This window comes from Stenotrophomonas maltophilia group sp. RNC7 (assembly GCF_030910085.1).
GTDB classification, from domain to species: Bacteria; Pseudomonadota; Gammaproteobacteria; order Xanthomonadales; family Xanthomonadaceae; genus Stenotrophomonas; species Stenotrophomonas sepilia.
Genome location: NZ_JAVFVN010000904.1, coordinates 1 through 318, shown reverse-complemented (window position 1 = coordinate 318; position 318 = coordinate 1). Strand labels below are relative to the sequence as shown.

General features: G+C 54.1%; 1 protein-coding gene. It reads right to left on the bottom strand.

The window, feature by feature from the left end:
• Positions 1 to 186 (bottom strand): hypothetical protein (locus RCF13_RS23410; protein WP_308141578.1); only part of this gene is annotated, 186 nt, incomplete at its 3' end.
• Positions 187 to 318 lie beyond the last annotated feature (132 nt).

Below are 318 nucleotides of genomic sequence, written 5' to 3'. Positions count from 1 at the left end.
ACGAAAACGAGTTCGAGAACTATTCCCATTGGCGGATATTGTTTCTCGGCGCCTGACACTGGCGCCGCCCATTGCGCGTCGACTGCCAGCTTGGCTATATGACTGCGTGAATGTACTCCGGCCGTTGCGCACGCATTTACTTTGCTGGATAAGAAAACCTTTGTGAACCTGCTGCTCATCAATCATTACGCCGGCTCTCCTCATCATGGGATGGAATTTCGGCCGTTCCATCTGGCAGAGTCCTGGATAGCCAGGGGTCACAATGTCCGCATAGTCGCGAGTAGCTACTCGCATGTTCGCCAACGGCAACCCGTACTC